The organism is Stenotrophomonas sp. STEN030, from assembly GCF_056759995.1.
In genome coordinates this window covers 16,573-39,860 of the sequence record NZ_JBRREB010000022.1, presented here as the reverse complement: position 1 = coordinate 39,860, position 23,288 = coordinate 16,573, and the positions used below count along the sequence as shown (strand labels likewise).

The window sequence follows — 23,288 nt, the reverse complement described above, 5'->3', positions numbered from 1 at the left end:
GTCAGCTACAGCAAGCCATGGGCGGCTATGGGAATTCCGCCCGTGCCATGACGAGGAAAGTGGGCTCAGCCGGGTAGGGGGATGAACTCCTTGTCATCGCCGGGAATCGTGCCGAAGCGACCATTCTGCCAATCGTCCTTGGCCTGCTCGATGCGCTCCTTGGAGCTGGAGACGAAGTTCCACCACAGGTGGCGCGGGCCATCCAGCGGTTCGCCGCCCATCAGCATGGCCTTGAGGGGAGTCTTGGCGCGCAGACGGCTGCGGTCGCCGGGCTCGGGAATGATCAGGTGCTGGGTAGGTACGTCCACTCCATCCAACTGGGCGTCGCCCTCAAGGATGTAGAGCGCGCGCTCTACGTGGGAGTTGTCGAGGTCGATCTCGGCGCCAGGCTCCAGGTCGATGGCGACGTTCAAGGTGTCGGCAAACACCTTGACCGGTGATTCTTCACCATAGGCGCGGCCGGCGATCACCCGCAGCCAGGCGCCGTCGCGGTGCTGTTGTGGCAATTGGTCCGCAGAGAAATGGAAGAAGCCGGGATCGGTTTCTTCGTGACTCTTGGGTAGGGCCACCCAGGTCTGCATGCCGTGCAGGGCCTGCGCGTGTTCACGTGCCTCACCGGGGCTACGTTCGGAGTGGGCGATGCCGCGGCCGGCGGTCATCCAGTTGACGTCGCCGGGGCGGATGATCTGCTCCGAGCCCAGCGTGTCGCGGTGGCCGATCTGCCCGGCCCACAGGAAGGTAACCGTGGCCAGGCCGATATGCGGATGCGGGCGCACGTCGATGCCCTGGCCGGGACTGAAGATGGCCGGACCCATATGGTCCACGAACACGAATGAGCCAACGCTGCGCGCCTGCAGCGAGGGGACCGCACGGCGGACCTGGAAGCCGCCAAGGTCGTGGACGCGCGGGCTGATGATGGTGGTCATGGCTGGCTGCTCCGGGGTGTTTGAATGTGGGGGCAGGATGGCATGGCACGGGCGAAGAAGGGGTTGCCGTGCGGGGAATGGATTGTTGTTTTGGTGGAGAGGGTGGGCGAGCTGGAAGCTGGCGGCTGAAAGCGTTACCCCTCCCCAGCCCTCCCCTTCGCTGCGTGAAAGGGAGGGGGCCAAAGCCCAGGTTGCGCGCAGGGCTGCTGCTTCGCCCTCCCTTTGCCAAAGGCAAGGGGAGGGCTGGGGAGGGCTGGGGAGGGGTGAGCCCTTGCCTTGCTCATGCTCAAGCACCAAGCAAACAAAACCAGTCTCCCCTGCAACTACATGGCTTCCATACTCAGGCCCCAGACAAGGAACGGAAGCTGACCTGAAGGGCTACAATCGCGGTCTTACTTCCCCATCCGGAGACCTCCGCAGTGACCCGCAAACTCGTGCTGTTGCGCCATGGCCAGAGCCAGTGGAACCTCGATAACCGCTTCACCGGCTGGGTGGACGTGGACCTCACCGAGCAGGGCCGCCAGGAGGCCGCTACCGCCGGTCGGCTGATGAAGGAAGAGGGCCTGCAATTCGATGTAGCCCATACCTCGGTGCTCAAGCGCGCCATCCACACCTTGCAAGGGGCACTGGCTGAACTGGGTCAGGATTGGCTGCCGGTCAACAAGTCCTGGCGTTTGAACGAGCGTCACTACGGTGGGCTGCAGGGCCTGGACAAGGCCGAGACCGCCGCCAAGCATGGCGAGGAGCAGGTCAAGGTATGGCGTCGCTCCTATGACATCCCGCCGCCGCCGATGGACCTGGCCGATCCGGGCCACCCGATCCACGACCGTCGTTACGCCGGCTTGGACCGCAATGCGCTGCCGGCCACCGAGTCGCTGGCGACCACGCTGGATCGTGTGTTGCCGTATTGGCACGACGCCATCGCCCCGCAGCTGAAGGAAGGCAAGACCGTGCTGGTCACCGCCCACGGCAACTCGCTGCGCGCGCTGTACAAGTACCTCAACAACGTGAGCAAGGAAGCCATCCTTGAGCTCAATATCCCGACCGGCATCCCGTTGCTGTTCGAATTGAACGACGACCTCACCGTCAAGTCGTTCCGTTACCTGGGCGACCCGGAAGCAGCCAAGAAGGCTGCTGAGGCCGTAGCCAACCAGGGCAAGGCCAAGTAAGCGATCAGCTGCAGGCGGCACCGGTGTTGCCTGCTTAAGCAAGGAATCAACCAAAGACCGATGTCAGCAAGCTGGCATCGGTCTTTGTATTTGTGGGAGCGGCGTCAGCCGCGAAGCTGGCATGGCTGAAGTCCCAAGCACCGATGGCATCTGGTGATGTCTCTGCTTCGCGGCTGACGCCGCTCCCACAAGAAACAATCAGCGTGCAGCCAGCCTCAGCGTTGGCACTGGGCCGGTTTTGCATCACAGAGCGCGTTGTCGCGCAGCGCCATATCCTTGCCGATGTTGTAGGCGCCATACAAGATCGCCATCACCAGCAGGGCTAAGCCAAACACCAGGTTCTCGGGCCGTATTCCTGGAGCCGTTGGTGCGATAACCAGAGGCCTGTTCTCGATAGCGGCACCCTCGACAAGTTCGGCATGCAGCAGATCCTCCACCGCAACCTCCAGCGCCGCCGCAACCGCCATCCGCGACTCAAGCGAGGCGTTGCCTTCGGCCTCCAGCCGTTGCACCGTGCGCGGGCTCAGGCCGCAGATGCTGGCCAGGTGTTCCTGCGACCAGCCGCGGACTTCGCGCAGTTGCCTGATCCGCTTTCCGTCGATCTTCACTGTTTCATCTTCCATGCCACGTTCCTGACGATGTTAGCCGAGCTGGCAGCTTGTCGTGGAGCCGATTTGGCAACACGACAGCAAGCCGACAGTGCGGTTCCAAGCCTGTTGAATCAATGGTTTGCGCTCTTTCTGGGACGGTCCCGTAATGCCGTTGTGCGCTTGCGGACTGCATCACCGAGTTTTTTCGGTGGGTGTACATGCTTCAGGTAGCGTCGATGCATTCAATCAGCATGATTGCTCTGCACCCAGCGAAGCAGGCGGGTCAGCGACGGCAGGCCGGATCGGCTTGGCATACCCGGTTATCGCGTTCGGCAGCCTGTTTGCCCAAGCTGAGCCCGACGACCAGCTGGAACATGATTGCCACCAGGACCAGGCTGGCGATCCACAGGCCGATTTTCATCCGGTCAGCGGGACTAATGGCCGCGGTGCTGGGGGCCTGGCTGGCGATGGATTGGCCAGTGTCGAGAAGATCCTCCGCGGTAACCTCCAGCGCTGCAGCAACCGCCATGCGCGACTCAAGCGAAGCATTGCCTTCGGTTTCCAGCCGTTGCACCGTGCGCGCGCTCAAACCGCAGATGCTGGCCAGATGTTCCTGCGACCAGCCGCGTGATTCGCGCAGTTGCCTGATCCGCTTTCCGTCGATCTTCACTGTTTCATCTTCCATGCTGCACTCCTGCCGATGTTAGTCGAGCTGGCAGGTTGCCGGGCAACTGCGTTCGACAACACGACAGCAAGTCGACACCGGTGTGTCGCCCTAAAGGAATCAAAGGCTTGCGTACTTCCAAGGTGGCGGCTGAGCTACCCCACAGTGCGCATGCAATTGGGATAGGCAGTCTTCTGATTGGGGGCTGTGCCATGCCATTATCGGGAACTGATCACGATGACTGGAGTGTCTGCTTGAGCAAATGGATGATGTCGGTAGTGGCAATGGTGGCGTTGAGCGCCTGCAGTGGTGCTCCAGAGGCGGCGCCCAAAGCCTCAGCGCAAACGGCAGCTGCACAGCCTGCAGTGGCAAACGCGCAGCGCGGTGAAGGCAATCCTTACGAAGTGCTTGGCAGCGAAGTCTGGGAAGTGCCTGATCCAGTCAGTGGCCGCAACTACCAGGTGTTCGTGGCCTTGCCAGCGGGCTACGCGGACAACCCGGACAAGCGCTATCCGGTGCTGTACGTCACCGACGCCGACTATGCCTTCCCGCTGGTCTGGCAGATGGCGCGCCGATTGAATGTCGAAGGCCGCAAGATCGAGGACTTCATTCTGGTCGGTCTGTCCTATGCCAAGGGCGAGGGCGGCATGCAGAGCCGCCGGCGCGACTACACGCCCACCACCAATGGCCCAAGTGGCTCGCCGGCTGATGCCGTACACGGTGGTGCCGGGGACTACATCAGCTATCTGGAAACGCAGGTACTGCCATTCGTGGCCAAGCGCTACCGCAGTGACGAGGGCCGGCGCATGTTCCTCGGCCATTCCTACGGTTCCTTGCTGGGTACGCAGGTGTTGCTGGAACGCCCGCAGCTGTTCAGCGGTTACATCCTCGGCAGCCCGTCGTACTGGTTCGACAAGCACGAGATGGAGCGTCGCCTGGCTGCAGCAGGCAAGCCGGCTGAGCTGCCGGTGCGTGCCTATATGTACGTGGGCGAGTACGAAGCGGTGCAACACGGAGGCGATGTCGACATGGTGGTCGATGCGCAGCGCATGGTCGGCCTGCTGGGTGCCCGAGGTGGCCAGGCATTGGAGCTGAAGCTGGACGTGCTCAATGACGAGGACCATCTCAGCGTTGCACCGCGTGGCTTCATGCACGGTTTGAAGTACCTGCTGGCCGCGCCCAAGAGCTGAGTCAATCAATCGACAGGGTTGGGACCGGTGCGCGGACAGCCGCCGGTCCCTGCATGCGGCACCACGACCAACGGCAGGTGCGCCGCAGTGCGGCGTGGCTAGACTTGGTTCAACCCTTGCCGCCCGCGCTACGCCATGTCCTTGCCGCCAGCCACACATCGGATAGATGCAGCGCAGGACCCAAACCGGCGCCGGGTCTTCTGCGGCGAGCGCCTGGCCGCGCGGGTCAGCTGGTACGCGCCCGGTGAACGCATGCAGCGACATGCGCACGATTGCCACCAACTTTCGTTGCTGCTGCTAGGCACCTTGGCCGAGCAGACCGCGCAGGGCGAGGAGCGGCTGGCCGTGCCAGCGCTGGGAGTGAAGCAGGCGGGAGTGGCACATGCCAATGACTACGGCCCGGCCGGTGCGCTGATGCTGGGTATCGATCTGCCCGCCACGTTCGATCTGTACGAGAACCTGGGCATCGGCCATGCCTGGCAATGGCGTGGGCATGCGCCGCAGCCGTTGCTGTTGCAGGGACGGGGACTTCTTTCGGCGTTGTTTGCGGGGGAGCTGGCCGCTACCGACGTTGATGGGCGGCTGTGGGAATTGCTGGCCGGGATGGCTGCCAGCGACGAACGCCCGAGCGGCACACCGCCGCGTTGGTTGGCCTTGTGTTGCCAGCGTCTGCAGGAAGAAAACGCGCCGCTGACCGAACTGGCCGGCCGGCTTGGCGTGCATCCGGTGTATCTGGCGCGGGCATTCGCGCGCTGGATGGGCTGCGCACCCTCGGTGTTCCGGGCGCGCGCGCAGTTGCAGCGTGCCTTGCCGCTGCTGGCCAAGGGCCAGGATTTGGTTGATGTGGCGCAGCAGGCCGGCTTTGCCGACCAATCCCATTTCAGCCGGATTGCCCGCACGCACAGCGGGCTGACCCCGGCGCGCCTGCGCGCGCTGTTGCAGACGTGAGCAGGTTCAATCCGTTCAAGACCCCGGGTGATGCCCTGGTGCATCGTGGCGGTTGTCAGCTACGGAGCCGCATCATGCATCTGCGCAACATCCTGTCCCTGTTATTGCTGGTGCCCGTCTGGCTGGGCGGCGTGACAACGGCTGCGGCGGCCTCGCCGCAACAGGCGGCACGGGAGCTGGCGGTATTTCTGGATGGCATTCCGGAGCTGGGGCCTGGCTACGCTGTGGTGATCGTCGACCGTGATCAGCAGTTGCTGGGCTATACACGGGGCCAGCGCAACGCAAGTACCAATGCACCGCTGACCATGCAAACTCCGATGTACATCGCATCGCAGACCAAGTCGTACATGGGGCTGCTGGCGCAGGTGCTGGATCAGCAAGGCGTGCTGCGGCTGGGCAGTACCCTGGCTGATCAGTGGCCGCAGCTGCGCCTGCCCGACGGCGTCGATCCTGCTGCCTGGACGCTGGCAGACCTGCTCAATCACCGCGTGCCCTTGAGCGCGGATGCGATCACTACGCTGGAGGCCTATATCGGCAGTCCCGATCCGGCCCTGTATCCGCAATTGCTGCAGCAGTTCGCAAGCAAGCGCGCCGACGGCTTCGACTACGACAATCTGGGCTACAACATCTACGCGGCGATCCTGCAACAACACACCGGTAAGTCGTGGCAGGAGTGGTTGCAGCAAACATTGTTCACCCCGCTGCAGTTGCACGAAACCGCAACCAATACCTCAAGCTTCGATCCAGCGCAGCTGGCCTTCAATCACCAGTGGCTTGGAGCCGAGAAGCGTTGGCGGCTGGTGCCGCCCAAGCCCGATGCCTTGATGCATTCGGCTGGCGGCATGATGACCTCGCCGCGCGACATGGGCCGTTGGTTGCGTTTGCAGTTGGGTGCACCGCTGTCTCCGCAATTGAGCGCAGGTACCCTGCAGGCCGCACATCGCATCGGCGCGCAGGTCGACCCCAAGGCTCGCAACGCCTATGAGCTGCCGTGCAATGGCTATGCCTTCGGTTGGAATGTATGTGACTTCGAGGGCCGCACGCTCTACATCCACGGCGGCAGCTATACCGGTGCGCGCAGCATGATGGCGTTCTCACCGGATCTGGGCGTGGGTATCGGGGTGTTCTCCAACTCGGACAATGCCACCGGTTGGCTGACCTCGCGCACCGTGGTGCAGTTTTTCCAATATTTGGTTGACCATCCCGAGGCCGCATCGTGGGCGCAGATCCGCCAGAAGGCCTACCCGCAGCGTGTGGCCGACCAGCTTGCAGGCATGCGAGCGCGGCAAGCGAAACAGCATGACGATCCGCGTTGGCAGGGTTGGCAGTGGCGGCCGGATTCGAACGCGCTTTATGCCGGTGATTTTCGTGGAGTAGCGTTGCCGGTCACTGCGCAGGTGATCGTGGGCGGCGAAGGAATGCAACTTCAGGTGGGCGCACTAAATCGCAAGCTGAAACCCGCTGCGCCGGACCTGTTCGCGGCGCAGGATGGGCCTTTGGACGAGGCTGAGTCCATGCAGTTCCAGCGAGATGTCCAGGGTGAGTTGCTGGGGTTTGAGTTTGATGGGCAGCGTTATGTGCGTGTGCGTTCCCGGTAGAACGGCACGGGTTGATTCAGAGGTTCGGGTGCAATGGACGCGCAATTGTTTGTGGGAGCGGCGTGAGCCGCGAAGCTGACATTGCTGCAGTTGCAGGTGTTTGTGGAGCCTGACGATCTACCTGCTTCGCGGCTTACGCCGCTCCTACAAAAGCCTCGCCGCCTCTGTCAAAGATGTGTCCCTGCACAACGCAAAAGCCCGGCGTTACGCCGGGCTTTCGTGCAGTAACGTGATCCGTTGCGGCTTACTTGAAATCCAGGGTCTTCTCGAAGGACTTCAGTTCGTGCCGCGCCATCGCCAAATTGGCGTGGGTGCGGTCGAGCACGACATACAGGAACAGGTCCTTGCTGCCGTCCAACGGGCGAATCAGGTGGTACTGCTTGGACAGGGTCAGCAGGATGTCCTCCACCACGTCGCTCAGGCCTAGCGAATTCGCCACGCGGCGCTTGGCGCGCACTACGTCGGCGTTGCCGGCGGCGGCAACTTCCATGTTGATGGCGCCGCCACCCAGGGTTCCCAGCGCCATGCCGCTGTCGCTGTCCACCAGTGCTGCACCGATGAAGCCAGCAATTTCGCTCAAAGCATCAAGTTTTACGTTTGCAGCCATTTTCAATCCAATGAAGTAAAGGTTTCTACAAAAGCAAAGCCCGCGCAGGTCCATCCCGGGCGGGCGGCCGCGCAGCATAGCGAAATCCATTGAGCGTTTGCGAGCAGGGCAGGTATGTGGCCGGAGACGATCCATTCCATGACTGGATCGCTGGTTCTTCGATGTGTGCCGTGATGGCTTGCAGAGCACACGATGGATGCACCTGCGGAGGTTGGGGTGTCGGACTGCTATGCCCGCCAGTAGTACTGCCTGCACGGGGGTCTCGCTGAATTGGGATCAGTCGTCTTCGGTGGAATCCGGCAATGAAACCGTCACCGCCGATTTACGGTCGAGTCGCAGAATGGCGGCTCAGGGTGATTGCCAATCGCAGACAACGCGCTGAGGTCGTTTCTCCGTCACTGACTATTTCAATCAACGGGAGTACATGTCATGGGCAAGCCGGCAGTGGTTCTGGTGCATGGTTTCTGGGGCGGGGCGGCGCATTGGGCGCGGGTGATACTGGAGCTGAGACGTCTGGGTTACCAGGACATCCGTGCGGTTGAGAACCCACTTACATCGCTGGCCGATGATGCCGAGCGCACCCGCAAGATGGTGGCGCAGATCGACGGGCCGGTGGTTCTGGCCGGGCACTCCTACGGCGGCGCGGTAATCAGCCAGGCCGGCAACCTGCCCAACGTAAGTGCGCTGGTTTTCATTGCTGCCTTCGCCCCGGATGCAGGTGAAAGCCCGGGTGGCATCACCCAGCAGCATCTTCCGGTCGCGGCGCCGAATCTGGCGCCAGACAGCGATGGCTACCTGTGGCTCAAGCCAGATAAATTCCATGAAAGCTTCTGCCAGGACCTGCCCGAGGAGGAGGGGTTCGTCATGGGCGTGACGCAGAAGGCGCCGTTAGCCAGCACTTTCGGTGACAACATCAGCGACCCGGCCTGGCGGCACAAGCCCAGCTGGTACCAGATATCCAGCCAGGACCGGATGATCGCGCCTGAGAACCAGAAGGCGATGTCCGCCCGCCTCAACGCGCGCAAGGTGATAACCCTGGATGCAGGACATGCCTCGTTGGCATCGCATCCGGCGGAAGTGGCAGCCTTGATTGATGAGGCGGCAACGGCTACAGCGGGTTGAGAACGACGCACGAAGGAGGGCCAGTTAGCCGCAGCGGTTTGCATGCGGCGTCAGCGGAAGAACTGGCTCGGCGTCAGCCCGAAGCGGCGTTTGAACATGGTGGCGAAGGCACTGGGGCTTTCATAGCCCAGCGCCAATGCAACATCGATGACCTTCTCGCCAACCGCCAGGCGTTCCAATGCACGCAGCAGACGTGCCTGCTGACGCCATTGGCCGAAGGTCATGCCCAGTTCGCGCGCGCACAGGCGCTGGATGGTTTTAACGTCCACCTGCAGGCGGGTCGCCCAGTCCTGCAGGGTGGATGCATCGTCGGGGTGTCGCTGCAATTGCCTGCCAATCTGCCGCAGTCGGGCATCGCGCGGCTCGGGCAGGTGTAGCGGCAATACCGGCAGGGTCTGTACTTCGTCCAGGATCAGCCGCATCAGCCGGCCATCACGCGAGTTTTCGGCATAACGCGCCGGTATTTCGACCGCAGCGTGGATCAGCGATGCCAGCAAAGGGGTGATGGACACTGCCGACGGTGTCTCCGGCGCGTCTGGCATTGCCTCCGGGGTGATGTACAGGCTGCGCATCTGCACCAGGCCGATGCAATGCACTTGATGGCCGATGCCGGCCGGCATCCAGATTGCGCGCGTGCTTGGCACCACCCAGCGGCCCATGCCTGCATTGACGACCAATACTCCGGTTTCCGCGTAGACCAGTTGGTGCCGATCCGGATGGTGGTGCAGCGGAATCAAGGTAGTGGTGGGGTAGTCGCGGGCCTTGCAGTACACCACTGTTTCCGGGCCGACCGGGAGCGGCTGGCGGCGGCCTTTTCGGACAGGTGGAATGTCCTTTTCTAAAGGATGCATGACCATATCGCGCAGGATGGACGTGGATGGCGACTCTACCATGCGCGTCCGCCCCCACTACGCGGTCACACCATGTCATCTCCTGCTTCAACGGTTGCAGCTCCTGCCTCACAACGTCGCCCGGTCGCGGTAGGTGTGCTTGCTGCGATCAGTAGTTCGCATCTGGTCAACGACATGATGCAGTCGCTGATCCTGGCGCTGTATCCGATCTTCAAGGGTCAGTTCCACCTGAGTTTCGCCCAGGTCGGCTTGATCACGCTGACCTACCAGCTCACCGCGTCGTTGTTCCAGCCCTTGATCGGCCTGCGTACCGACAAGCGGCCGGCACCGTATTCGCTGCCGATGGGCATGGTGTCCACCTTGTGTGGTTTGTTGCTGTTGGCGTTCGCACCCAACTTCGCAACGGTGTTGGTGGCGGCGATGCTGGTCGGTATCGGCTCGGCGATCTTTCATCCGGAATCTTCGCGCATCGCGCGACTGGCCTCTGGCGGTCGCCATGGCCTGTCGCAATCGGTGTTCCAGCTGGGCGGTAATGCCGGTACTGCGATTGGTCCGTTGCTGGCAGCGGCGGTGATCGTGCCAAACGGGCAGCGCAGTGTGGCCTGGTTCGCCTGCGCCGCGTTGCTGGGCATCGGCCTGCTGACTTACGTGAGCCGCTGGTACCAGCAGCATCTGCTTGCCGTGGCCGCGCAGCCCAAGGTGGCGGCCAAGCCAGCCAATCTGTTGCCGCCGAAGACCGTGGCCTGGGTGATCGGCATCCTGTTGGTGCTGATCTTCAGCAAGTACTTCTACATCGCTGGTTTGAGCAGCTACTACACCTTCTATCTGATCCAGAAATTCCATGTCTCGGTGCAGAGTGCACAGCTGCACCTGTTCGGCTTCCTCGCCGCATCGGCGGCCGGCACCTTGATCGGCGGACCCTTGGGTGACCGCATCGGCCGCAAGCCGGTGATCTGGGCATCGATCCTGGGTGTAGCGCCGTTCGCCCTGATACTGCCTTACGCCGACCTGCAGTGGACCATGATCCTGACGATGGTCATCGGCTTTGTGTTGTCGTCCGCATTCTCGGCAATCCTGGTGTATGCGCAGGAACTGATGCCCAGCCGCATCGGCACGGTCTCCGGCCTGTTCTTCGGTTTTGCGTTTGGCATGGGCGGGTTGGGTGCGGCGGTGCTGGGCGTGCTGGCTGACCACACCAGCATTATCTGGGTCTACAAAGTGATCTCGTTCCTGCCATTGCTGGGTATCGTCGCGGCGTTCCTGCCAAACCCGCGCGCACGTTGAGGCGCCTGACAAATGCAAAACGCCCGGCGCTGGCCGGGCGTTTTGCATTTGAAGTGATGCACGCTTGGATGTCTATCTGGGCTTGGCTTCGTACCAGTGGCGGCTGCGGTTGACGAGGTACACCACCGACAACATCACCGGCACTTCGATAAGTACGCCAACCACCGTCGCCAACGCCGCGCCGGAATGCACGCCGAACAGGCTGACCGCAGTGGCCACGGCCAGCTCGAAGAAGTTGCTTGCGCCGATCAACGCGGACGGACCGGCAACGCAATGGGCCACACCTAGTCTGCGATTGAGCAGGTACGCCAAGCCGGAGTTGAAATAGACCTGCAGCAGGATGGGGACGGCGAGGATGACGATGACCAGTGGCTGTTCAATGATCTGCCGACCCTGGAAACCAAACAGTAGCACCAGCGTTGCCAGCAATGCCGTCAACGACAGCGGTCCAAGCCGTTCCAATACATGATTCAGACGTGCTTGCCCGCCACTACGCAGCAGCCAGCGCCGCAGCAGCACCGCAAGCACCACCGGCAGCAGGATGTACAGCGTCACCGAGAGCAACAGTGTGGCCCAGGGCACGCTGATTGCCGATATGCCGAGCAACAAGGCCACCAAAGGCGCAAACGCCAGCACCATGATCGCGTCGTTCAAGGCGACCTGGCTCAGGGTGAAATTGGCATCGCCCCTGCACAGGTTGCTCCATACAAACACCATTGCCGTGCACGGCGCGGCTGCCAGCAGGATCAAACCGGCCATATACGAATCAATCTGGGAGGTAGGCAGCCATTCGACAAACACGTGGCGCAGGAACAGGCCACCAAGTACCGCCATCGAGAAAGGTTTCACCGCCCAGTTGATGAACAAGGTCACGCCGATTCCGCGCCAGTGCTGGCCGACCTGGCGCATTGCGCCGAAATCCACTTTCAGCAGCATCGGGATGATCATCAGCCAGATTAGTACGGCCACCGGCAGATTGACCTTGGCTATCTCCAAGTCGCCGAGGTGAGCAAACGCGTCCGGAAGCTGATGCCCAAGTGCGGTTCCCAAGACGATGCACAACGCGACCCACAAGGTCAGGTAGCGTTCGAACAGGCCCATGCGCGGCGCCTGCTCAGTCACGGAACTTGCACCTCAACGGGTTGCACCAGGCCTATGCCGTCGAGCGCGGATTGGAGCTGTTGGCGGTCATTCCACACTGCAGCGGGCAGGGCGAGCAATGCCAGTAGACGCGTTTTGACGACGCGATGTGCCTGCGCGAACGCCACACGCTTGGCATCATCGCTGCCTTCCACCACTGCCGGATCTGGCAGACCCCAATGCGCGCGGACAAAATCTCCAAAAACCACTGGGCAGGTTTCGACAGCGGCCGAATCACAGACCGTGATGACCAAGTCCATGCGTGGTGCATCGTCGGCGGTGAACTCATCCCAGGATTTGCTGCGCAGGCCGGCGCTGGCGATGCCCTCGGATTGGAGTTGCCCGATTGCGAACGGGTTGACTGTGCCGGTGGGCTGGCTACCGGCGCTGAAGGCCGCGAAGCGATTGCCGCCCCAAGCGCGCAGGGTGGCTTCGGCAAGCACGCTGCGTGCACTGTTGCCGGTGCACAGGAAGAGAACGTTGCAGGTCATCGGTGCGTCTCGGTTTCGAGGTGATTTCGGCGGTTGCTCAGCAGCAGTGCTGGCCCGGTGTGACTTCACAGTTGACGTCTGATGCGCCGGCACAGCAGTTGTGGCTGAGGTAAGCCATCAATGCATTCATGGTCGGGTAGTTGGCCCGGTAACAGACATTGCGGCCGATGCTCTCGCTCTGTACCAGCCCGGCGTGTACCAGTTCCTTGAGGTGGAAGGACAGCGTCGCATTGGGCACGGCGAGGGCGTAGGCGATATCGCCGGCCACGCGCCCCGGTGGGCCGGCTTCGACCAGCAGGCGGAAGGCGGCCAGGCGGGTGGCGTGGCCGAGTGCGGTGAGGGCGGCTATTGCCTGTTTCATTTCCATATTTCTAGAATAATCGAATGAATATCGCCAATCAAGCAACACCCAACCCTTTACCCAACATCGACTTGGAATTGCTGCCCGAGCCCCGTGCTGAATTTCTGGGGGCCGAATCGGGCAGCCATAGGCCGCGCATCCTGTTGTTGTATGGCTCACTTCGGCCGCAATCGTTCAGCCGCAAGCTGGCGTTGGAGGCCGAGCGCGTGCTGCAGCAATTGGGTGCAGAAACCCGGCTGTTCGATCCCCACGATCTGCCCCTGCTCGACAGTTGCGGCAAGGAACACCCGAAAGTGCAGGAGCTGCGCGCGTTGTCGCTGTGGTCGGAAGGGCAGGTATGGGTATCGCCGGAGCGGCACGGCACGCTGACAGGGGTGTTCAAGAACCAGATTGACTGGTTGCCGTTGGAGGATGGCAGTGTGCGCCCAACGCAGGGAAGAACCCTGGCAGTGATGCAGGTTTGCGGGGGCTCGCAGTCGTTCAACGTGGTCAATAGCTTGCGGGTGCTGGGCCGCTGGATGCGCATGGTCACCATTCCAAACCAGTCCTCGGTAGCCAAGGCCTGGCAAGAGTTTGATGAGCAAGGGCGCATGCGGCCTTCGCCGTACTACGACCGCGTGGTCGATGTGATGGAAGAGCTGGTGAAGTTCACGTTGATGGTGCGCGGACGCAGCGACTATCTGGTCAGCCGTTACAGCGAGCGCAAGGGCGCGGCTGAAGCCGAGCAGTTGGTGCGTGCGGCGGGTGTGGTTGAAGCAAGCACACTGTAACTTGCCGTGGCTTCTGCCCCCTCCCTTTCGCAACGCGAAAGGGAGGGTTGAGGCGGGGTAAATCTTTTGCTGTAGCGCCTCAGAATCGACTGATTGCCACCCGGTCGTGACCTCATCCCGGATTGAGGCGTCAATGCCACAGCGGGCGCAGGCGCCTGACCGAGCATGCTTGCTCATCCTTCTTTTGCACGAAGTTGCACGATTGACTGTGTTGATGCATGATTTCGTTATCCAGGGCCGGGACGCCCGGAGCGGCGACCCTCGGCGCTTCCGATGCCGAGCCAGATTCCCATCAACGCAGAAAACCATCACATGACCGCCTCGGACCCCGATGCACTCCCGCAGGAGCGCCAGCAGCGCATCCTCGAACAGCTCCGCAAGCACGGTCGCGTGGTCGCCAATGATCTGGCGGCTGCGTTCGCGGTCTCCGAGGACTCCATCCGTCGCGATCTGCGCGAAATGGCAGCCAAAGGGTTGTGCCGGCGGGTGTATGGCGGGGCGTTGTTGCCTACGCCGCAGTTCGACGCCCTGCCTGAGCGGGTAGGGCGGAATGATCCAGAGCGCAGTGCCTTGGCTGTGCAGGCTGCATCGCTGTTGCTGCCCGGGCAGGTTGTACTGATGGATGCTGGCTCCACCAATGTCGAGATCGCCCGCGCCCTGCGTGGCACCGCGCTGACCGTGGTTACCAATTCGCCCGCAGTTGCCGATGCACTGGCCGGTGCTCCGGCTGCCGAAGTGGTGATGATCGGCGGGCGGATTGATCCGCGCAGTGGCGGTGCCATTGGTTCCATCGCATTGCAGCAGTTGACGCAGTTGCAGGCCGATGTCTGCATTCCCGGCGTCTGTGCGGTCGATCCGGAAACGGGCATATGGGGAATCAATGCCGAAGAGTGCGCATTCAAGCAGGCAATGCTGCGGGTCAGCGATACGACGCTGATTGTCGCCAGCAACGAAAAAATCGGTGCACGTGGCAGTTTTCGTATTGCAGGTATCGAGCAGGTTGATCAACTGTTGATCAGTGACCGTGTCCCGGCGGAAATGCAGCAGCGGTTCGCACCTATTGCACAGCGTATGCATCGGGTTGCTGTCGCGAAAGTTTGATTCAGTGATGTTTTCGCACGCATGCACCTGCAGTAGAACACTATCCAGGAACAACAAGTGACCAATCCAGTACTTTTACAACGCAGCGAGCAGATGGCCACGCGCGCAGCCTTCTTCGTTCCCGGTTTTGCGATTGCATGCTGGGCGCCGTTGGTGCCTTTTGCGAAGGCCCGCGCAGGCCTTGATGACGCAATGCTTGGTGTGTTGTTGCTGTGTCTCGGTCTGGGCTCGCTGCTGTCGATGCCGCTGGCCGGCATGCTGGCTGCGCGTCATGGTTGCCGGCCGGTGATGCTGGCAACCGTAGTGATGATGGTGCTGATGTTGCCGCTGTTGGCCGTGGCATCCACGCCGCTGAGTATCGGCGTTGTATTGCTGGTGTTTGGCGCAGGCATTGGCGCAATGGACTGCGTGATGAACATCCAGGCTGTGGTGGTGGAGCGTGAATCCGGTCGCGCGATGATGTCCGGCTTCCACGCCTTCTACAGCATTGGTGCCTTGACCGGTGCGGCACTGGTAACGCTGCTGTTGTCGATTGGCGCAGGTGCTTTGCTGGCGACTTTCGTGGTGGCTGCGGGCGTTGTGGCGATTACCGCACTGTCATCGCGTTGGTGGCGGGGCGAGCGCGCGGAGCAGGGCGAAGCCAGCTTCGCATTGCCGCGTGGCGTGGTGATCGTGATTGGCGCAGTGTGTTTCATCAGCTTTCTCGCCGAAGGCTCAATGCTGGATTGGAGCGCGGTGTTCCTGCATGACGTGCGTGGTGTCGAGCTGACCCATGCCGGCTGGGGCTTTGTCGCGTTCAACATCGCAATGACTGCTACACGTCTGCTCGGTGATGGGCTGGTCAACCGGCTCGGAGCTAGTGTTGCGGTATTGCTCGGTGGCTTGTTGGCCTGCGGCGGCTTTGTGCTGGCCACGCTGGTGCCCAGCTTCGGTGTGGCCCTGCTCGGCTACGCATTGGTCGGCATTGGTTGCGCCAATATCGTGCCGGTGATGTTCAGTCTGGCCGGGCGCCAGACCAGCATGCCCGAGAGTGTCGCCATTCCGGCAGTCACCACGATGGGCTATGCGGGCGTGCTGCTGGGCCCAGCAGCAATTGGCTTCATCGCCCAGCAATGGTCGCTGCAGGCGGCGTTCCTGATTGCAGCTGGGGCGTTGGCCTGCGTGGCGGTGGTTGGTTCGCTGTTGCGGGTGCGCTGATGGCACCCGCAACGTATTGCTGCCTGGTCAGTAAGGGCTGGCGGTTGGGCGGATGATGATCTCGCTGGTGTCGACATCGGCCGGCTGGCAGAGGGCGAAATGGATGGCGCGGGCTATCGCCTCGCTACTGATCGCGACCTTGCGGAACGCTTTCATTTCCTCGCGGCCTTGTGCATCGGTGATGCCCTCGGCCAGCTCCGATTCGGTGACGCCCGGGCAGATCGTGGTGACGCGGAGGTCGGCGTTCTCTTGGCGCAAGCCTTCGGAAATGGCCCAGACCGCGTATTTGGTGGCGCAGTAAACCGCCGAGGTTGGCGATACCGCATGCGCACCGATGGAGGCGATGTTCACCACGTGGCCACTGGCTTGGGCTTTCATGATGGGCAGCACGGCGGCAATGCCATGCAGGACGCCACGGATGTTCACATCGATCATCCGGTCCCATTCATCGACCTTGAGCGAGGCCATTGGTGACAATGGCATAACCCCGGCGTTGTTGATGATCACGTCGATGCGGCCATGGTGGGCGATGGCTTGATTAGCGAAGGCTTCAAGTTCGGCGCGCTGGGTGACGTCGAGCCTGATGGACTGCGCCTGGCCGCCGTCGGCGACGATATCGGCGACGATCCGATCAAGCCGTTCGCTGCGGCGGGCGCCCATCACCACGCGGGCTCCGGCTTTGGCCAGCAGGCGTGCGCAGGCTTCACCAATGCCGCTGCTGGCACCGGTGATGAGTACTACTTTGTTGTTGAGGTTCTGCATGTTTGGTTCCTTCAGGTGTTTCAATCAGGGCTGTTGACGGTGTCGGGCCGGCGGCGGTTACCCAGGTGCGCAGATAGGGGTGTTGCTGCATCGTCTTTTGTTGGTGGTGTGCCAGACCTTCAAGCCGTGGCCGAGGTGGAAAAGGTAGGCCTGGACGATTGTCGAGGGAACTCCATTTTTAGTGGATGTGGCGGTTACCATTGCTAACCAATGGATGCCGATCTCAAACTGCTCAACCTGTTTCTGGCCGTTGCCGAAGCCCGCAGCTTTCGAATGGCTGCTGATCGCCTGGGTGTGACCCGCTCGGCAGTCAGCCAGGGCATGCGACGGCTGGAAGACGCGCTCGGCATCGCGCTGGTGCACCGAACCACCCGCAACGTGTCGCTGACCGAGGCCGGGGAACGGCTCTACGGCACGATTGCCGCGCCGTTGGGCACGGTTGTTACGGCCTTGGACGAAGTGGCGGGGGATGGCGCGCCGCGTGGGGTGCTGCGGGTGGCGGTGACGTCGATCGCCGAACCGTTTCTATCCGGGCCGCTCATTGCGTCCTTTGCCGAGGCTTACCCGGGTATCACCCTGGACGTGACCGTCACCGACGACGAGTCGGACATCGTTGCCGCCGGCTTCGATGCCGGGGTGCGGCTGGGGGAGGTCATCGAACAGGACATGGTCGCGGTACCGCTTGGCGGTCTGCAGCGGCAGGTCGTTGTGGCGTCGCCGGCCTATCTCGCCCGCCATGGTGTACCTGTACACCCGAGGGATCTGGCGGCGCATCGCTGCATCGGTTGGCGCCGCGCACCGGAGATGGCGCCTTACCGCTGGGAATTTGGCGATGAATCTGGCGATTTCGAGGTGGCCGTGTCACCGCAGATAACCACCAATGACATGCAGTTGATGGTGCGTACGGCGTTGGCCGGCGGTGGCATCACCATCGGCATGGAGCACTGCTTCCGTGCACATGTGGAGCAGGGCACGCTGGTGTCCCTGCTGCAGGAGTATCTGCCGGCATTTGCCGGCTTTTACCTGTACTTCCCGAACCGCCACAACCAGGCTCCCAAGCTGCGTGCACTGATAGCGCATGTGCGTGGTTTTCAACCGGCCGATGCGGCAAACGCAGGGGCGGGTGGTTGACAGCTTTCGCCGTGCTGCCCGCAAGCACGCGCTGAAGCGTGACCTTCGGCGGGTCCCTCGATATACACAGATCCTTTACCCTCCAAGGTTGCGCTGCGCAGCCTTGCGCGGCCTTTCCCTGTTTGGCCGGAGATGTCCATGTCGTTTTCCAAGCTCGTCCCGTTGTCCCTGACGGTTGCAATCGCCGCCTCGCTCGCTGCCTGTGGCAAGACCGAAGCTCCCGCCGCGCCGGCTGCTGAAGCCAAGGCTGCGTTCGACCAGTCACAGCTCAAGACCCAGCTGATCTCGCTCAACGCCGCCGATCTGGACCCGGCCGTGCAGGCCTGCGCCGACCTCAATGGCTTCGTCAACAGCAAGTGGCTCAAGGCCAACCCGGTGCCGGGCGACCAGACCACCTGGGGCAGCTTCGAGATCCTGCGCGAGCGCTCGCTGGAAGTGCAGCACGCACTGGTGCAGCAGGCTGCTGCTGGCAAGGCTGCGGCGGGCTCCAACGAAGCCAAGATCGGCGACATCTGGAAGACCGGCTCGGACGAGGCTGCCATCGAGGCCGCCGGTATCAAGCCGCTGCAACCGGAACTGGACAAGATCGCCGCGCTGAACGACACCGCCGCCATCACCGGTTACCTGCGTGATGCCTATGCGCAGGGCAATGGCTTCCTGTTCTCGCTGTACGCCAGCCCGGACTTCAAGGATTCGGCCAACGTCATCGCCTATGTGGGCCAGAGCGGCCTGGGCTTGCCGGAGAAGGGTTACTACTTCGACGAATCGCAGGCCAAGATCCGCGAGGCCTATGTGGCCTACATCGAGCAGCTGCTGACCCTGTCCGGCGTCGATGCCGCGCAGGCCAAGCAGCAGGCCAAGGCGGTGATGGATTTCGAAACCCGCCTGGCCAAGGCCTCGCTGTCGCGCATCGAGCTCCGTGACCCGGCCAAGCGCTACAACCCGGTCAGTGCCGCCGACGCCGACAAGCAGACCCCGAATTTCAGCTGGACCGCGCTGTTCGACACGCTGCAGATCCCGGCCAAGGACAAGTTCTCGCTGGCCCAGCCGGGCTTCTTCGGCGAACTGGACAAGATGCTGGGCGACGTTCCGGCTGCCACCTGGCAGGCCTATCTGCGCTTCCACACCGTGGACAACGCCGCGCCGTATCTGAGCAAGAACTTCGAGCAGGCCAACTTCGACTTCTTCAGCAAGACCCTGCGCGGCCAGCAGGAAATGCAGCCGCGCTGGAAGCGCGTGCTGGATTCGGTGAATGGCTCGATGGGCGAAGCGCTGGGCCAGCTGTACGTGGACGCCGTGTTCCCGGCCGAATCAAAGGTCGCCATGCAGCACCTGGTGGAGAACCTGTCGGTCGCGCTGAAGGCACGCCTGGAAGGCTTGCCGTGGATGGGCGAGGACACCAAGAAGAAGGCACTAGAGAAGTGGGCCAGCTTCACCCCGAAGATCGGTTACCCGGACAAGTGGCGTGATTTCTCCGGCCTGACCATCAATGGCGACAGCTATTTGGGCAATATGCAGGCTGCGCAGGCGTTCAACTACCGCTACATGCTGGCCAAGATCGGCAAGCCGGTGGACAAGACCGAGTGGGGCATGACCCCGCAGACCGTCAATGCCTATTACAACGCGACCAAGAACGAGATCGTGTTCCCGGCTGCGATCCTGCAGCCGCCGTTCTTCGACGCCAAGGCTGATCCGGCACTCAACTACGGTGGCATTGGCGCGGTCATCGGCCACGAAATGATGCACGGCTACGACGACTCGGGCAGCCAGTTCGCCGCCAATGGCAATTTCGACAACTGGTGGACCGATGCTGATCGCACCGCGTTCACCGGTCGCACCGACCAGCTGGTCGCGCAGTTCGACGGCTACGAGTCGCTGCCGGGCGTCAACGTCAAGGGCAAGTTGACCCTGGGCGAGAACATCGGCGACCTCGGCGGCCTGACCGTTGCCTACGACGCATTGCAGATGGCGCTGAAGGAAGACGAGAAGGTCAATGTGCCGGTTGATGGCTATACCCAGGACCAGCGCTTCTTCATGAACTGGGCCACCGTGTGGCGCCGCAACTTCACCGATGGTGAGCTGCGCGTGCGTCTGAACACCGATCCGCACGCACCGGCCAACTTCCGTGCCAACGGTGCACCGTCGAACATGCCGTCGTATGCGACTGCGTTCCAGTGCAAGGCCGGCGATGCGATGGTGCGTAGCGATGACAAGCGGGTTGTGATCTGGTGATTGCGGTTGTTTGATCACGATAAGTGAAAGAAGAAGGCCCGGCATTGCCGGGCCTTCTTTTTGTCTGACCACATTGACGGCGAGCAGCCTGTCCTTCTTTTTTTGTGGGAGCGGCGTAAGCCGCGAAGCAGATAGAGCATCAGCTGACGGATATGTCACGCGCTCCAGCTATGCCAGCTTCGCGGCTTACGCCGCTCCTACAAAAGCCTGTCCTACGCGACTGCGCCCAGCAGCTTCTGCGCGGTAGCCCGTTCCTCATCGCGCAGGGTCAGTACACGCACGCCGGTCTCCGTCACCTCGACGGTATGCTCGCACTGTGCCGATAGCTTTCCATCGCGTGTGGTCACGGTCCAGCCATCGTCGTGGTTGTCGATCGCTGCGCGGCCCTGGTTGATCATCGGCTCGATGGTGAAGGTCATGCCGGCTTGGAGTTCCAGTCCGGCGCCACGGTGTCCGTAATGCAGCACCTGCGGCTCTTCGTGCATTTCGCGACCAATACCATGGCCGCAGTATTCCTTCACCACTGAATAGCCAGCGTCCTTGGCGTGGCGGTTGATCGCAAAACCGATGTCGCCGAGGGTCGCGCCGGGGCGTACCGCAGCGATGCCTTTCCACATGGCTTCGTTGGTGATGCGCACCAGGCGTTTGGCTTGATGGCTCACCTCGCCGATCAGGAACATCCGGCTGGAGTCGGCGATATAGCCGTTTTTCTCCAAGGTGATATCCAGGTTGACGATGCTGCCATTGCGGAGGATGTCTTTCGACGACGGCACGCCGTGGCAGACAACAGTGTCGATGGAGCTGTTGAGTACATAGGCGAAGCCATATTGGCCTTTGCTGGCTGGGCGCGCCTGTAACTGGTCGACGATGAAGCGCTCGACCCAGTCGTTTACCTGCAGGGTGCTCAAGCCCTCCAACGGCAGTTGGTTCAGTGCTTCGAACACCGAGGCCAGAAGACGCCCGGATTCGGCCATCAATGCCAGTTCGTGCGGCTGCTTGATCATGCTTCCGCCACCCGCATGCCCGCAGGGCTTACCCCGGCTGCCGCAAGTTCGCGGGCGACCAGCTCCTGGAAACTCAGCTGCGGGTTCAGTTCGCAGAGCATGCCGATCCTGATCCAGAACCCGGCTTGCGCATTGATGGAGCGGCCAGACACGGTGCTGGCCCTGCGCAGGTTGTCGTGCAGTTCGTCGTCGATGTTCACGATGCCCATCGGTCGCTCCCGGTATTCAATATATGATTCATATGTGAATCATATGCCCGGAGCGCTGAACGAAACAGAAGAGGCGGCTTGGCGAAGGGACGCCTGCCACACTGAAGCACCGAGGATCGGCACCGGACTGGCTGCGAGGCTGGCACCGGCAGCTGGCGGAAGATGGGCGCCGGAGCTGGTTCAGGTTCCCGATCAGGGCTGGGCTTGGAATGGGGCGGGGTGGTCGCTATAATCGCCGGCTTACCGCGCCATCCTGGCGACTGGGCAACATAGGAAAACACCACCATGGTCAAGATTCGACTGACCCGCGGCGGCGCCAAGAAGCGTCCGTTCTACCACATCATCGTTTCCGACGTTCGTAGCGCCCGCGACGGCCGCAACATCGAGCGCGTCGGTTACTACAACCCGGTTGCACAGGGTGGCGAGCAGCGCGTTGTGCTGGACATCGCTGCTTGCGACAAGTGGATCGCCAACGGCGCCCAGATGACCGACAAGGTTCGCAACCTGTACAAGGAAGCGTCCAAGTCCCAGGCCGCTGCGGCCTGATTCTGGCGGGCCGCGCGCAAGCGCGGCCCGACTGCTATATGAAGAAAGATATCGAGCGCCGGATCCTGCTGGGCAGGATTGCCGGCGTTTTTGGTGTGCGCGGCGAACTGAAGCTTGAGTCCTGGACCGAGCCACGTTCCGCCATTTTCAAATACCAGCCTTGGATTCTGCGTACCCCTGCGGGGCAGGAGTCCGAGCTGACCGGCGTGCGTGGCCGTGATTCGGGCAAGACACTGGTGGCGACCTTCCCGGGCGTGACCGACCGCGACGTGGCCGAGTCCATGATCGGGACCGAGATCTACATCGCCCGCAGCGCCTTGCCGCCGCCGAGCGCGGATGAGTATTACTGGGTCGACCTGGAAGGCCTGGATGTGCAGACCGTCGAAGGCGTCAAGCTGGGTATTGCCTCGCACCTGTTCAGTACCGGCTCCAACGACGTACTGGTAACGCGCGGCGACCGTGAGCGGATGATTCCGTTCGTGATGGGCGACTTCGTCAAATCCGTGGATTTCGAGGCCAACCTGATCGTGGTCGACTGGGATCCGGAGTTCTAAAGCCCGTGCGTGTAGACGTCATCAGCCTGTTCCCTGAATTTCTCGCTCAATCGGCCGCGCTGGGCGTGGTCGGTCGTGCGCAGGAGCGGGGCCTGCTGGAACTGCATGGCTGGAACCCGCGTGACTATGCCGAGGGCAATTACCGCCGGGTGGACGACCGTCCGTTTGGCGGCGGCCCGGGCATGGTGATGCTGATCGAGCCTTTGCGAGCGGCTTTGGCTGCTGCGCGTGAGGCAGATCCGACCCCGGCACCGGTGATCTACCTGAGCCCGCAGGGCCGGCCGCTGGACCAAGCCAAGGTCCGCGAACTGGCGGCCTTGCCGCGGATGATCCTGCTCTGTGGCCGCTACGAAGGCGTCGACGAGCGCTTCCTGGCGGGCGAGGTGGACGAGGAGATTTCCATCGGCGATTACGTGCTGTCCGGCGGTGAGCTGGGTGCGGCGGTGATCATCGATGCGGTCACCCGTCTGCAGGACGGTGCCTTGAACGACGCCGAATCGGCGGTTCAGGACAGTTTTGAAGGCGATGGCCTGCTCGATTGCCCGCACTTCAGCCATCCGGCCAGCCACCCGCTGGGCGATGTGCCGGACGTGCTGCGCTCCGGCAACCACGCTGCTATCGCCGCCTGGCGCCGCCAGCAATCTTTGCTGCGCACGTCATTGCGGCGTCCGGACCTGTTGGACGAGGCCAGCCTGAACAAGGCCGACCGCAAGCTGTTGGCCGAAGCCCGGCAGGCGCTTGCAGATTCGTTCAAGCAAGCTACTGGCGCCGAGGGCGATCAGTAAGTTAGAATTACGAGTTCCCGTCGGCTGAATGGCCTGACGAGGAGCCAAAACAATAA

The 23,288-nt window shown here is 62.3% G+C and carries 25 protein-coding genes; 14 read left to right on the top strand and 11 right to left on the bottom strand.

Features of this window, described 5'->3' with window-relative positions; all coding sequences use genetic code 11:
* Positions 1 to 65: 65 nt before the first annotated feature.
* Positions 66 to 926, bottom strand: a complete 861-nt coding sequence (locus tag ACVOLR_RS09520; RefSeq protein WP_481536243.1) for a pirin family protein — start codon at positions 924 to 926, stop codon at positions 66 to 68.
* 419 nt (positions 927 to 1,345) lie between these two features.
* Between ACVOLR_RS09520 and gpmA the strand changes: the two genes are divergently transcribed.
* A complete protein-coding gene (gpmA, locus tag ACVOLR_RS09515) occupies positions 1,346 to 2,095 on the top strand; it encodes a 2,3-diphosphoglycerate-dependent phosphoglycerate mutase (RefSeq protein ID WP_303749256.1) in 750 nt (249 codons plus the stop codon).
* 215 nt (positions 2,096 to 2,310) lie between these two features.
* Here the strand turns inward: gpmA and ACVOLR_RS09510 are convergent, their stop codons facing one another.
* On the bottom strand, positions 2,311 to 2,718 hold the full coding sequence (locus tag ACVOLR_RS09510) for a helix-turn-helix domain-containing protein (RefSeq protein WP_481536242.1): 408 nt from the start codon (positions 2,716 to 2,718) through the stop codon (positions 2,311 to 2,313).
* Positions 2,719 to 2,968: 250 nt separating this feature from the next.
* Entirely contained in the window at positions 2,969 to 3,370 is a 402-nt protein-coding gene (locus tag ACVOLR_RS09505) for a helix-turn-helix domain-containing protein (protein ID WP_481536241.1), read from the bottom strand.
* 263 nt (positions 3,371 to 3,633) lie between these two features.
* Here ACVOLR_RS09505 and ACVOLR_RS09500 point away from each other — a divergent pair, with 263 nt between their 5' ends.
* The 3 genes from ACVOLR_RS09500 to ACVOLR_RS09490 all read left to right on the top strand — a co-directional run bounded on the left by ACVOLR_RS09500 (position 3,634) and on the right by ACVOLR_RS09490 (position 7,085).
* The gene (locus ACVOLR_RS09500; protein WP_481536265.1) at positions 3,634 to 4,539 is read left to right on the top strand and encodes an alpha/beta hydrolase; all 906 of its coding nucleotides are present in this window, start codon (positions 3,634 to 3,636) and stop codon (positions 4,537 to 4,539) included.
* A 135-nt stretch (positions 4,540 to 4,674) separates the two neighbouring features.
* Positions 4,675 to 5,487: a helix-turn-helix transcriptional regulator gene (locus tag ACVOLR_RS09495; RefSeq protein ID WP_481536240.1), complete on the top strand. Its 813-nt coding sequence runs from the start codon at positions 4,675 to 4,677 to the stop codon at positions 5,485 to 5,487.
* Between the two features lie 74 nt (positions 5,488 to 5,561).
* Positions 5,562 to 7,085 carry a serine hydrolase domain-containing protein gene (locus ACVOLR_RS09490; RefSeq protein ID WP_481536239.1) on the top strand — a complete coding sequence of 508 codons (1,524 nt, stop codon included), beginning with the start codon at positions 5,562 to 5,564 and terminating at the stop codon, positions 7,083 to 7,085.
* Between the two features lie 244 nt (positions 7,086 to 7,329).
* Here ACVOLR_RS09490 and ACVOLR_RS09485 read toward each other — a convergent pair whose 3' ends face one another.
* Positions 7,330 to 7,692 (bottom strand): roadblock/LC7 domain-containing protein, encoded by a 363-nt coding sequence (locus tag ACVOLR_RS09485; protein ID WP_481513213.1) that lies wholly within the window; start codon positions 7,690 to 7,692, stop codon positions 7,330 to 7,332.
* A gap of 429 nt (positions 7,693 to 8,121) precedes the next feature.
* Here ACVOLR_RS09485 and ACVOLR_RS09480 point away from each other — a divergent pair, with 429 nt between their 5' ends.
* On the top strand, positions 8,122 to 8,814 hold the full coding sequence (locus ACVOLR_RS09480) for an alpha/beta hydrolase (protein WP_481536238.1): 693 nt from the start codon (positions 8,122 to 8,124) through the stop codon (positions 8,812 to 8,814).
* A gap of 50 nt (positions 8,815 to 8,864) precedes the next feature.
* Here the strand turns inward: ACVOLR_RS09480 and ACVOLR_RS09475 are convergent, their stop codons facing one another.
* Positions 8,865 to 9,665, bottom strand: coding sequence for an AraC family transcriptional regulator (locus ACVOLR_RS09475; protein ID WP_481536237.1), 801 nt, complete (start codon positions 9,663 to 9,665; stop codon positions 8,865 to 8,867).
* Positions 9,666 to 9,737: 72 nt separating this feature from the next.
* On the opposite strand from ACVOLR_RS09475, the gene ACVOLR_RS09470 reads away from it, so the two are divergent.
* Positions 9,738 to 10,949, top strand: a complete 1,212-nt coding sequence (locus tag ACVOLR_RS09470) for an MFS transporter (RefSeq protein ID WP_481536236.1) — start codon at positions 9,738 to 9,740, stop codon at positions 10,947 to 10,949.
* Between the two features lie 72 nt (positions 10,950 to 11,021).
* Here ACVOLR_RS09470 and arsB read toward each other — a convergent pair whose 3' ends face one another.
* The 3 genes from arsB to ACVOLR_RS09455 are packed head-to-tail and all read right to left on the bottom strand — an operon-like array spanning position 11,022 to position 12,947.
* Complete coding sequence (gene arsB / locus ACVOLR_RS09465) at positions 11,022 to 12,050, bottom strand: ACR3 family arsenite efflux transporter (protein WP_481536264.1); 1,029 nt, start codon at positions 12,048 to 12,050, stop codon at positions 11,022 to 11,024.
* A 17-nt stretch (positions 12,051 to 12,067) separates the two neighbouring features.
* Positions 12,068 to 12,580, bottom strand: coding sequence for an arsenate reductase ArsC (locus tag ACVOLR_RS09460; protein ID WP_481536235.1), 513 nt, complete (start codon positions 12,578 to 12,580; stop codon positions 12,068 to 12,070).
* A 37-nt stretch (positions 12,581 to 12,617) separates the two neighbouring features.
* On the bottom strand, positions 12,618 to 12,947 hold the full coding sequence (locus ACVOLR_RS09455; RefSeq protein WP_481536234.1) for an ArsR/SmtB family transcription factor: 330 nt from the start codon (positions 12,945 to 12,947) through the stop codon (positions 12,618 to 12,620).
* Between the two features lie 17 nt (positions 12,948 to 12,964).
* On the opposite strand from ACVOLR_RS09455, the gene arsH reads away from it, so the two are divergent.
* The 3 genes from arsH (at position 12,965) to ACVOLR_RS09440 (ending at position 16,009) form a co-directional block, all read left to right on the top strand.
* Positions 12,965 to 13,711: an arsenical resistance protein ArsH gene (gene arsH / locus ACVOLR_RS09450; RefSeq protein WP_481536233.1), complete on the top strand. Its 747-nt coding sequence runs from the start codon at positions 12,965 to 12,967 to the stop codon at positions 13,709 to 13,711.
* Between the two features lie 312 nt (positions 13,712 to 14,023).
* Positions 14,024 to 14,812, top strand: coding sequence for a DeoR/GlpR family DNA-binding transcription regulator (locus ACVOLR_RS09445; protein ID WP_481536232.1), 789 nt, complete (start codon positions 14,024 to 14,026; stop codon positions 14,810 to 14,812).
* Positions 14,813 to 14,905: 93 nt separating this feature from the next.
* Positions 14,906 to 16,009 (top strand): MFS transporter, encoded by a 1,104-nt coding sequence (locus tag ACVOLR_RS09440; protein WP_481536263.1) that lies wholly within the window; start codon positions 14,906 to 14,908, stop codon positions 16,007 to 16,009.
* A 27-nt stretch (positions 16,010 to 16,036) separates the two neighbouring features.
* Here ACVOLR_RS09440 and ACVOLR_RS09435 read toward each other — a convergent pair whose 3' ends face one another.
* Positions 16,037 to 16,771 carry an SDR family oxidoreductase gene (locus tag ACVOLR_RS09435; protein WP_481536231.1) on the bottom strand — a complete coding sequence of 245 codons (735 nt, stop codon included), beginning with the start codon at positions 16,769 to 16,771 and terminating at the stop codon, positions 16,037 to 16,039.
* 210 nt (positions 16,772 to 16,981) lie between these two features.
* On the opposite strand from ACVOLR_RS09435, the gene ACVOLR_RS09430 reads away from it, so the two are divergent.
* Positions 16,982 to 17,902: a LysR family transcriptional regulator gene (locus ACVOLR_RS09430; RefSeq protein WP_481536230.1), complete on the top strand. Its 921-nt coding sequence runs from the start codon at positions 16,982 to 16,984 to the stop codon at positions 17,900 to 17,902.
* 138 nt (positions 17,903 to 18,040) lie between these two features.
* Positions 18,041 to 20,134: a M13 family metallopeptidase gene (locus tag ACVOLR_RS09425; RefSeq protein ID WP_481536229.1), complete on the top strand. Its 2,094-nt coding sequence runs from the start codon at positions 18,041 to 18,043 to the stop codon at positions 20,132 to 20,134.
* 212 nt (positions 20,135 to 20,346) lie between these two features.
* On the opposite strand, the gene map is transcribed toward ACVOLR_RS09425, so the two are convergent.
* Together map and ACVOLR_RS09415 are read right to left on the bottom strand one after the other, a co-directional pair.
* Positions 20,347 to 21,138 (bottom strand): type I methionyl aminopeptidase, encoded by a 792-nt coding sequence (gene map / locus ACVOLR_RS09420; protein WP_481536228.1) that lies wholly within the window; start codon positions 21,136 to 21,138, stop codon positions 20,347 to 20,349.
* Entirely contained in the window at positions 21,135 to 21,347 is a 213-nt protein-coding gene (locus tag ACVOLR_RS09415; protein WP_481536227.1) for a ParD-like family protein, read from the bottom strand. Before ACVOLR_RS09415 ends, map begins: the two co-directional genes overlap by 4 nt.
* 285 nt (positions 21,348 to 21,632) lie before the next feature.
* On the opposite strand from ACVOLR_RS09415, the gene rpsP reads away from it, so the two are divergent.
* From rpsP to trmD, 3 genes are read left to right on the top strand one after another with little or no spacing between them, the layout of a single operon-like run.
* Entirely contained in the window at positions 21,633 to 21,893 is a 261-nt protein-coding gene (rpsP, locus tag ACVOLR_RS09410; RefSeq protein ID WP_282273428.1) for a 30S ribosomal protein S16, read from the top strand.
* Positions 21,894 to 21,931: 38 nt separating this feature from the next.
* A complete protein-coding gene (gene rimM / locus ACVOLR_RS09405; protein ID WP_481536226.1) occupies positions 21,932 to 22,447 on the top strand; it encodes a ribosome maturation factor RimM in 516 nt (171 codons plus the stop codon).
* Positions 22,448 to 22,452: 5 nt separating this feature from the next.
* On the top strand, positions 22,453 to 23,232 hold the full coding sequence (trmD, locus tag ACVOLR_RS09400) for a tRNA (guanosine(37)-N1)-methyltransferase TrmD (protein WP_481536225.1): 780 nt from the start codon (positions 22,453 to 22,455) through the stop codon (positions 23,230 to 23,232).
* Positions 23,233 to 23,288 lie beyond the last annotated feature (56 nt).

Bases quoted from the DNA above. Each gene is read 5' to 3' on its own strand.
- ACVOLR_RS09520 (WP_481536243.1), bottom strand. From the start codon at position 926: ATGACCACCATCATCAGCCCGCGCGTCCACGACCTTGGCGGCTTCCAG.
- ACVOLR_RS09510 (WP_481536242.1), bottom strand. From the start codon at position 2,718: ATGGAAGATGAAACAGTGAAGATCGACGGAAAGCGGATCAGGCAACTG.
- ACVOLR_RS09505 (WP_481536241.1), bottom strand. From the start codon at position 3,370: ATGGAAGATGAAACAGTGAAGATCGACGGAAAGCGGATCAGGCAACTG.
- ACVOLR_RS09500 (WP_481536265.1), top strand. From the start codon at position 3,634: ATGGTGGCGTTGAGCGCCTGCAGTGGTGCTCCAGAGGCGGCGCCCAAA.
- ACVOLR_RS09495 (WP_481536240.1), top strand. From the start codon at position 4,675: ATGTCCTTGCCGCCAGCCACACATCGGATAGATGCAGCGCAGGACCCA.
- ACVOLR_RS09490 (WP_481536239.1), top strand. From the start codon at position 5,562: ATGCATCTGCGCAACATCCTGTCCCTGTTATTGCTGGTGCCCGTCTGG.
- ACVOLR_RS09485 (WP_481513213.1), bottom strand. From the start codon at position 7,692: ATGGCTGCAAACGTAAAACTTGATGCTTTGAGCGAAATTGCTGGCTTC.
- ACVOLR_RS09480 (WP_481536238.1), top strand. From the start codon at position 8,122: ATGGGCAAGCCGGCAGTGGTTCTGGTGCATGGTTTCTGGGGCGGGGCG.
- ACVOLR_RS09475 (WP_481536237.1), bottom strand. From the start codon at position 9,665: ATGCATCCTTTAGAAAAGGACATTCCACCTGTCCGAAAAGGCCGCCGC.
- ACVOLR_RS09470 (WP_481536236.1), top strand. From the start codon at position 9,738: ATGTCATCTCCTGCTTCAACGGTTGCAGCTCCTGCCTCACAACGTCGC.
- arsB (WP_481536264.1), bottom strand. From the start codon at position 12,050: ATGGGCCTGTTCGAACGCTACCTGACCTTGTGGGTCGCGTTGTGCATC.
- ACVOLR_RS09460 (WP_481536235.1), bottom strand. From the start codon at position 12,580: ATGACCTGCAACGTTCTCTTCCTGTGCACCGGCAACAGTGCACGCAGC.
- ACVOLR_RS09455 (WP_481536234.1), bottom strand. From the start codon at position 12,947: ATGGAAATGAAACAGGCAATAGCCGCCCTCACCGCACTCGGCCACGCC.
- arsH (WP_481536233.1), top strand. From the start codon at position 12,965: ATGAATATCGCCAATCAAGCAACACCCAACCCTTTACCCAACATCGAC.
- ACVOLR_RS09445 (WP_481536232.1), top strand. From the start codon at position 14,024: ATGACCGCCTCGGACCCCGATGCACTCCCGCAGGAGCGCCAGCAGCGC.
- ACVOLR_RS09440 (WP_481536263.1), top strand. From the start codon at position 14,906: ATGGCCACGCGCGCAGCCTTCTTCGTTCCCGGTTTTGCGATTGCATGC.
- ACVOLR_RS09435 (WP_481536231.1), bottom strand. From the start codon at position 16,771: ATGCAGAACCTCAACAACAAAGTAGTACTCATCACCGGTGCCAGCAGC.
- ACVOLR_RS09430 (WP_481536230.1), top strand. From the start codon at position 16,982: ATGGATGCCGATCTCAAACTGCTCAACCTGTTTCTGGCCGTTGCCGAA.
- ACVOLR_RS09425 (WP_481536229.1), top strand. From the start codon at position 18,041: ATGTCGTTTTCCAAGCTCGTCCCGTTGTCCCTGACGGTTGCAATCGCC.
- map (WP_481536228.1), bottom strand. From the start codon at position 21,138: ATGATCAAGCAGCCGCACGAACTGGCATTGATGGCCGAATCCGGGCGT.
- ACVOLR_RS09415 (WP_481536227.1), bottom strand. From the start codon at position 21,347: ATGGGCATCGTGAACATCGACGACGAACTGCACGACAACCTGCGCAGG.
- rpsP (WP_282273428.1), top strand. From the start codon at position 21,633: ATGGTCAAGATTCGACTGACCCGCGGCGGCGCCAAGAAGCGTCCGTTC.
- rimM (WP_481536226.1), top strand. From the start codon at position 21,932: ATGAAGAAAGATATCGAGCGCCGGATCCTGCTGGGCAGGATTGCCGGC.